The sequence below is a fragment of the Bradyrhizobium sp. HKCCYLS2038 genome (assembly GCF_051167655.1).
Taxonomy (GTDB): domain Bacteria; phylum Pseudomonadota; class Alphaproteobacteria; order Rhizobiales; family Xanthobacteraceae; genus Bradyrhizobium.
Genome location: NZ_JBNPTM010000013.1, coordinates 137506 through 144181, shown reverse-complemented (window position 1 = coordinate 144181; position 6676 = coordinate 137506). Strand labels below are relative to the sequence as shown.

General features: G+C 61.0%; 5 protein-coding genes. 2 read left to right on the top strand and 3 right to left on the bottom strand.

The window, feature by feature from the left end; genetic code table 11:
- Window positions 1-291: 291 nt before the first annotated feature.
- Entirely contained in the window at window positions 292-858 is a 567-nt protein-coding gene (locus tag ACQR1I_RS34175) for a hypothetical protein (protein WP_434869885.1), read from the top strand.
- Between the two features lie 512 nt (window positions 859-1370).
- The gene (locus ACQR1I_RS34170) at window positions 1371-2405 is read left to right on the top strand and encodes a hypothetical protein (protein WP_434869884.1); all 1035 of its coding nucleotides are present in this window, start codon (window positions 1371-1373) and stop codon (window positions 2403-2405) included.
- 1 nt (window position 2406) lies between these two features.
- On the opposite strand, the gene ACQR1I_RS34165 is transcribed toward ACQR1I_RS34170, so the two are convergent.
- From ACQR1I_RS34165 to ACQR1I_RS34155, 3 genes are all read right to left on the bottom strand, one after another.
- Window positions 2407-3693, bottom strand: coding sequence for a hypothetical protein (locus tag ACQR1I_RS34165; protein ID WP_434888874.1), 1287 nt, complete (start codon window positions 3691-3693; stop codon window positions 2407-2409).
- A gap of 131 nt (window positions 3694-3824) precedes the next feature.
- Complete coding sequence (locus ACQR1I_RS34160) at window positions 3825-5096, bottom strand: hypothetical protein (RefSeq protein ID WP_434869882.1); 1272 nt, start codon at window positions 5094-5096, stop codon at window positions 3825-3827.
- Window positions 5097-5130: 34 nt separating this feature from the next.
- On the bottom strand, window positions 5131-6636 hold the full coding sequence (locus ACQR1I_RS34155) for a GumC family protein (protein ID WP_434869881.1): 1506 nt from the start codon (window positions 6634-6636) through the stop codon (window positions 5131-5133).
- Between the last annotated feature and the right edge of the window lie 40 nt (window positions 6637-6676).

Sequence of the window (6676 nt, the reverse complement as noted above, 5' to 3'; positions counted from 1 at the left end):
TATCACATTACCAAGCGAAGCCCGGCTAACCCCATAGCCGAGCTTACGTTTTTCCACTAGTCCGTCCAATCCATCATGGGGGCCACGGCAAATCTATGTAATTGATCTATCTGCATTTTTTGAGTATATTCAATTCGTTAGGTCGCGTCGTGTGCACTCAATTCTACGCCATAGTGCGACGTTTTTTCCGGCTTTTCGACGCCTCAGTGCGCACGGAGCGCACACGCGTGGCAACTATCACCAGACTGAAATCCGGCTCTTGGAGAGTCCAAGTCCGACGAAAGGGGAAATATGTCAACGAGACATTTCTCCGCCGAAAGGACGCCGAAGAATGGGGCATCGATATCGAGCGACGGATCGATCGCCAAGAACCGACAACGACGCACAACCCCCCATGTCCAGCTCTTCGGCGATCTCATCACGCTTCATCGTCAAGACTTGGAAGAGGTCGGGAAGGACATCGGTCGTTCCAAAACTGCCAGCCTCATCTTCCTGGACGAAAGACTTGGGCATCTTCGTCTTCCAGAGCTTGATCGAGAGCGGCTCATCAAATTCGGAAAAGAGCGCGCGCTGGAGGGAGCAGGCCCGGTGACGGTCGGGATCGCTCTTGGATACATAAAGACGATTCTGTCTCACGCCGCCGCGGTACACGGCATTGTTGCGTCAACTGAACCAATCGATCTCGCCCGGATCGCTCTAGGACGTCTGGGGCTCGTCGGAAAAGGCCATGAGCGCAATCGCCGTCCCACGCAAGAGGACCTCGATCGTATTATCTCAGCGTTGGAGGCAAACGATCGGCAACAGATCCCAGTTGGTCGTGTCATCCGATTTGCGGTCGCGACGGCTATGCGGCCCTAGTGGGTCTCAGCCAGAGCCTACCCCAGGCACGAGAGCGGCATCTCAGCCGGCGCGCCGTTCGGCTATTCGCACTCGCTAAGGGCCCGACGGTCAAGCCGTGTGGTCCCGACACCCCGACGCTGGTGTCTTGGTCGGCGACGATGCCGATAACGGGGCAAGCAAGCCCGGTCCCCTGGGAGAGCACGGAGCAGCCTTCAAACCATCGCGCAGGGAAGGCTGGCGGGCGGGCCAATCGTGTGGTGACTGCCGCCTGCTTTCTTTGTTGCAGGCGGGCCATAGGTGCGGCTTGCACCCGGCCTTCCCTGTGCCTTTCTCTATGGGCGCCCCGATGACAAAGCTCAGACGCGACAGCGCGCCGCAAGGCTGCGGAGCCGCGCTTGCAGGTCTGAGATGAAGGGTCGAGCATCGCAACGCGATCCTGCTGGAGCAGGAACCGACTTCGAGCTTCCGAGTTGCGTCGCAGGCGCACGAGTTCGCCGCGATCCGCGCGCGGCCACCTGGAGGTTCGACGCATGAAGCTCATCTGGCATGCCGATAACCTCCTAGAGGTCGACTGGCTGCGTGAGATGCTCGGCGAACTCATCGATCAGGAATGTACCGATCTCGGTCTGACCTGCTTCGACGACGACTGCATTCATGTCGTCAGCAGCAACTGGCAGCCCTTGCCCGCCTACGACGCCTATTTCCAGGAGTGTCGGAGCAGGTGCCGAAACCTCGTCCTGCTGCACACCAGCGACGAGTGGTTCTCCGGAGGCTATGCGCTGTATCGGCATTTCGACACGGTCATCCGCAATTTCGCCACCGGCCTTGCTCGGCACGACGGCATTCTGACGATACCCGAAGGCTATGCCAACGGCACCAAGGCGAGCGCCGCACTGCGGCCTGCGACCGAGCGTCGCCATGTCTGGTCGTTCACCGGCGAGATCAAATCGTCGCGCGCCGAAATGGCTACCGCTTTCGCTCGTCTGACGCCGCACTTCCTCACCGGGACCGCGTCGATCTATGGCGAGAGTGGCAGGAAACTGAGCAAGCCCGAATTCGACGACGTCCTCGAGAACACGGTGTTCTCGCCGTGTCCGATGGGCAATGCCATCCTGGAAACGTGGCGTCTCTATGAGAGTCTCGAACTCGGATGCATCCCGCTGGTCGAGAAGCGATGGTCGCTGGACTATTTCACGTCACTGCTCGGGCCACATCCGATCCCATCTTTCGGCAGTTGGGACGCCGCATGCCGCTACGCCGAGCTCATGTTGCGGGACCGTTCGTCCCTGTTACAAAAGCAGGCCGAGATCGTCGGATGGTGGACGGCAAAGAAGAAGGCCGTCCGTGCCGAGATCCGCCAGGCTGTGACGGGCCCCTCGCAGCATTTGGCCCTGCAGCGATTTGGTGCCCTTCCCCGCAACCGGCACCCTCCGCTCCACGAACCATTGCGCCTGCTCCAACTTCTCCGCCATCAAAGCGGCGTCAGCCTGCTGCGCCGGATCAGGCGCCCCGCCGGCCCGATCAGGCGCATCGCCCGCGAAAGCCTGCGCAATCTGCGGGCCTGATTTACGGGCGCTCGGCCCGCTTATCCAGCTCGTTCGCCTCGCGCAACGCGCGAACGACCACATACAAGGCTCGCGCATAGAGCAGCGAGCCGGCGCCATAGACGATCACATAGGCCACGATGAACCTGTCGGTCGTCCAGTCGAACAGCACCATAAGCGTGCTAATGACCACCATCACCGCGAATGTGAGACATGACCTCCGCGCGAGCGCCTCGAACTTTCCAATTCCGATCAAGACAATCTGACAGGTCGTCTGCACGAGCAGGAAGACGAACATCGCGCAAATCGCGATCCGCATGACCGGAGAGATGATCCCAGCATGATTGAGGATGACGCCGAAGATCTGCTCTCCGAACACCGCAATCGCGATGATCCCGGCCGACATCGGCAGCAGCCCGATCATGATTCCCTTGGCGGTGGCCCCGATCAGACCGGCGGCGTCGGCATCGTGCATCGCGCGGGTCTGCTGCGGAAGAACGGATTCCGCACCGATCAGATAGCTCATCACGGCAAACCGCGTCACTTTGTAGAACATGTCGAAGGTCACGACCGCCGCGGCATCACGGGATGCAGCAAGCAGATAATAAGGAAAGACGCCGATGAAGAAGTCAACTAGCGAGAGCAACACGGTGGCTCCGACCCCGCGGATCTCGGCGCGCAGCAGCCGGACGCCGTTCCGCAGTGCTCCGGGCCGCAGCGCAAAGCCATGGATTCGGGCTAGCCAGAGCAGCGCGCCGATCGCTCCCATCCAGATCACCAGGCTGATCGCGCTATAAGACGTAAAGGACAGACCGGGCAGCATCGCCAGCGTCGCGGCGAGCAGCGCCGACCGGCGGACCAGATCCACAACCTCGGTCCAAACAAAGCCGTCGCGGGCGTTGATGACCACCCGAAGCACCATTCTCGGAAGCGCGCAGACCGCGCCTGCAAAAACGAGCAGATACGGCAACGCGTAAATGCCCACCTGGACGACGCCTGCCGCCAGCGCCAGTCCCAGCACCAAGACGGCCGCAAGTCCGACGGCAATATACAGCGTCACGATCGTGACCACGAGGTCCTGATCATCGGGACTTGCGGCGCTTGCAGCGGAGCCGGCAAGATAGTGAGACCTAAGCTTGAAGAACGTCAGCCCGGTGATGCCGAGGTCGCTCTGGACAACCAGCGCGGCGACCGCGAGCAGACTTGCGATTACCGCGTAGGATTCAAGCCCGATCGATCGCACCAGCACATAAGCCAGCACGAAGTTCGTGACAGCCGTGAGCGCGGAATTGGCGCCCTTCAGCGCCACGAGCCCCAGCGGCCCGCTGGACAGCCGCACCAACCGCGATGGAGTCGCAGTCCGGATATGGCGGCGGTTCTCTCCAGCCCGAGGCGCTGCAGTGGCCTCACCGCTCACGAGCGCATCGTCGCTGCCCAGGGTCATCGGCCGGCAACCATTTCGTTCCGCAGGCCAGGCACGATCGACCCGGCGGCGCGAGCGACCGGGCGTTCTTCACCTGTCTCGTCGCCGAACCATACCACCACGGCGGCCAACTGCATCAAGATCGATGGGTTGAGCAGATAGCCGCCGAGGAACAGATAAGTGTAGCCGAGCGCGAACCGCACCCCATGAGGCCCGCGGATGATCGTGAGATGAAAGAAGCGCGCGTAGAGCAAGGTGCCAAGCAGTCCGTACTCATAGATGATCTTGCCCCAGGTCGGATCAAAAGCATAGAACGACAGCAGGCGAAACTCTTCCTGCACAGTTCCAGGTCCGCGACCGAACAGGAATGTCGCGTCGGTCGCGAACACCACACCTTGCAGGACCCGAAACATCGACAAGAAGCGCGCCCAACCGCTTGACTGCACGTCGGAGAACTCTCCCAGGCGCCGGGTGAAGGCGTCGAGGGACAGCAGATCTCCGAAGGCGATGACGACGAAGCCGAGCACGGCTGCGACGAGGAACAGCCGCATATGGCCATGGCGCACGAAGTAGAACGGCAGGAAAAGCGCCAGCATTGTGAGGCCAGTACCGGAATAGCTGCACAGCAGGCCAGCCGCCAGCAGCCCCATGCGCGGCACTCTCGATCCTAGCCTCAGCTCGGCTACCAGTGCAATCGCCAGGAACTGACAGAAGAACGACGGTTCGAGAAAGAAGATCCCGTTGCTCTTGAACACCGGGGATGACCAGTAGAGTGGGATCAGAGAATTGTAGCCGGAGACCGTGACACTGTCTGGCAGGTGCTTGTCCACAAAGAACGCAATGTCCGCGCCCACGACAAACTGTCCGAGGAATTGCACGATGCCCATCGCGGCGCTGAGGCAGCCGACTATCGACAGCAGGCCAAGGATCCTATCATAAGGTATTCCTGTCTCGACACAGCGGAAAATCAGCGGAGCCTGCGCCACCACGAAGAACCCCAGCGACAGCGCCGAGACATGCGAGCTCGGCGACAGCGCAGTGCTCAATGCTCCGAAGATGACGAACAATGCGTACCAGGCGAATGCGCTTGTGTTGATTTCCAGCCGGCCGGCGACGAATCCCGCCGCGGTCACCGCCGAAAAGATCAAGAGATTCAGTGGATAGAGGCCGCCGGTGCCGGGCAGCGCGATCTTCTGCAGGAAAACCGAAGAAAGCAGCGCGCTTGCGCAGATCGCGAAGACCGACTGCGCGCTCGAGCGAGCCGCGGGAGCCCCCGATGCGATCGTCATCGCTATCGACCTCGTTCGGAAGAGAAAGCGTGCATCACGCGAGCGGCGCCTGCCTGCGAAGCCGATAATCCGCCATCGCTGGAGACGGGCTCCAATTGCCCTGCTCCTCACCTGCGTCATTGTCGAAGGGCTCATTCTCCTCGGCGTAGAACCGCCGCTCCTGCGGCCGGCGACGCCGAACACGGAGGGCCTCGAGCATCACGCAGGTGGCCGCGCCTCCCACCAGACCGATGATCCCTCCCAAAGCGAGGAAAAGCGGCTTCGGGGGAAACACCGGCTCGGTTGGGCTGGTGGCGGATTGGGCGACCTTGACGTTAGACAGCTTTTCACTCGCGTCCCAATCTGCATTGAGCTGGGCTTCCGCCGCGCGACCGACATGGGCCTCCATCACTTTCGAGACCTGATCGAGCTGCTCCTTGAGGCGATTGAACTCGGCCGAGATCGACGAAAGCTCGCTGAGCTTGCGGCCGACGTCGGCAACGGCCTCGGTCTGCGCCTTCTCCAGCGATCGCAACCCGACGATCTCAGAGTTCAGATTGACCAGGGATTGCGCCGTATCTTGAAAAACCCGCACCAGCAACAATGGAGATTCGTTGGCCGGCACCTTGTTGGCGTCGGTCAAGGCATCAGAATTGCCCGCCGGCACATTCTGCTTGGGTCCGGTTATCTCGCTAGGAAGAGAAATTCGACGTCGCAACTGGGTCAGCGTGTTCTGGAAGGTCGCAGCCTGGGCCTCCTTCTCGGCAATAGCTCCGCGCGTCTTTGCCAGCGCGGCGGTCGCGCTGTCGCGCCGAGCGAGCGCCAGCTCGGTTTCCTGGCTGACCGAGTACGTGGAATGCTGAGACGCAAATGTGCTCAACTCGGCCGATGCGCGCTTGTATTCGTCAAGATAGCGTGACGCCTGCTTACGGAAGAACGCGGGCGCGGCAGCATTTCCGCTTAGATCGGCCTGCCGCTGCAGGAAGTCGCGAACGACGAGCGTCAGGAATTGTTCGGCAACCTTGGGGTCCTCGTGTCGAAAGGTCAGAGACAGGATCTGCGAGTCCTTTTCAAGCGCGACGGCGAGGCGCTTCTTGACTTTCGTCAACGCGCGATCGGCATCCGTGCGTGTGTCCTCGGTCTGCTTCCGTTGGAACGGCGCGGTGATCTCCGTGATTTTGGCGCTCAGCTCGGGAGGAATTAAAGACTGCCACGCGGCAGGCCGCTTCTGCTCGGGGAACAGGCGCTGCGCGCCGTATTCACCGATCGCCTGCCGAAGGACGTCCTCGCTGTTGATGATGTAGATCTGCGAATTCAGCTGATAGCGCAATGTGTCCGGGAACTGCGACTGCTGCCGTTGTGCCCGATCGAGCGTGGTCATCAACAGCGCTTCCGACTGGTACATCGGCGTTACCGTCATCGTGAACGCGGTCACGCCGGCGACAATCAAGATGAACACCGTCAGGAAGACGAGCTTTCGATCCCACACGATCTTGCCAAGTGCATTGAACGACATGCAGGCCTCGCTGTTGTTGAAGTCGCGGCAGGTGGCGTCAGGCATGTGGCAAGTGCGAAATGATGGCTTGGTTCCAAACCGATTC